Genomic DNA, 1,336 nt, shown 5'->3' on the forward strand with positions numbered 1-1,336 from the left:
CTTAACTGATCACTGAAAAATGGCTAAACAAGTAACCGGGGTCGCGAAATTCCAAGTTCCTGGCGGTCAAGCTACCCCCGCTCCTCCTGTCGGTACCTCGCTCGGTAAATTTGGTGTGAACCTTGGTCAATTCGTCCAAGCTTTCAACGACCGAACCAAAGAGTACGCTGGCACTCCGATTCCTGTGGTTGTCACGGTATACAACGATCGCAGTTTTGAGTTCATCACCAAAAGCCCTCCAGCAGCGTCGCTGCTCAAAGCGGCCGCTGGTATCGCCAAAGGCAGTGGCGTTCCTAACCGCGACAAGGTTGGCACCGTGACCGCCGCCCAGTGCGAAGAGATCGCGCAGAAGAAAATGGCCGACTTGAATGCCCGCAGCATCGAGCAAGCCGCTCTGATGATCCAAGGCACCGCTCGCAGCATGGGCATCAACGTCGAAGGCTAATAAGCCTCGTCCTTGCTATCCGCCGCGAAACTCACCAAGCGTTTCGATTGAGCCGGCTTAACGATAGACCGAATACGATTTAGCTCCGCCAATAAAATGGACGGAGCTAAGTTTGTTTTGTGACATCAACTGATTTAATCGTTTAACAGTTCAGCCGAAGGTGTACTCGCATCGGTTAGCGTACGCCTATCGGCTAACGGTTAAACGAAGCATTCTAAAATTCAGGCTAATTGAACATGCCGTTCGCGAGTTTCGCGAAAAGTAATCCACACCTAGGCGGCGTCTTTCCAGTGGTCGTTTAACCAGGTTGCCGGCAGTGTCGACTTGAACACGCCTGCTTGATAGCCCGCAATCGCTTGATCCGGCAACGGGTACCCGTGGAACGCCAATACACGCATTTCCGATGGCTGATACGGTTCACGAATCAAATTCAACGGGAACAGGGGACGGCAACTGCGTTTGAAGCTGCACACCCATTGTTCGGGCCAGAACGCCAGATCATCCAATAGCGTTCGGCTTACGTATTGCTGTTCGATACGGAACGTCTGAAGCACCTCGGCCTGATGATCACAAAAGTGCTGGTAGACTCGCGTGTGACGTTCGGGATGAAAGCGAAAGACCGACGTGTTGCCTACTTTGCCATCGCGTCCGGGGATCCAAGCACGACGTTTCTCCAGCCAATCATGAATCACACAGAACCGCCCTGGCTGAAACGCAAAAAAGTCGTCCAGCGGGCCGGTTAAAACGACATCCAGATCCAGGAACAGTGTGTCGCCCTCTAACCCCGCCAATCCAGGCTGAAACAGGCCGACTTTTCGCCATGTTTCGCCGCCTTTGCGAGCATCGAAGGCGTTCTCATCAAACGGTGTCACCGGCAACGGGTGGATCTCG

At 53.4% G+C, this 1,336-nt stretch carries 2 protein-coding genes; one reads left to right on the forward strand and one right to left on the reverse strand.

Annotation, left to right across the window (positions count from 1 at the left end; all coding sequences use genetic code 11):
- Positions 1 to 19: 19 nt before the first annotated feature.
- Positions 20 to 445: a 50S ribosomal protein L11 gene (gene rplK, locus RMSM_RS25385; RefSeq protein ID WP_040769366.1), complete on the forward strand. Its 426-nt coding sequence runs from the start codon at positions 20 to 22 to the stop codon at positions 443 to 445.
- A gap of 272 nt (positions 446 to 717) precedes the next feature.
- Here rplK and RMSM_RS41310 read toward each other — a convergent pair.
- On the reverse strand, positions 718 to 1,336 hold a 619-nt coding region (locus RMSM_RS41310; protein WP_040769367.1), incomplete at its 5' end, for a hypothetical protein.

It is taken from the genome of Rhodopirellula maiorica SM1 (genome assembly GCF_000346295.1).
GTDB classification, from domain to species: domain Bacteria; phylum Planctomycetota; class Planctomycetia; order Pirellulales; family Pirellulaceae; genus Novipirellula; species Novipirellula maiorica.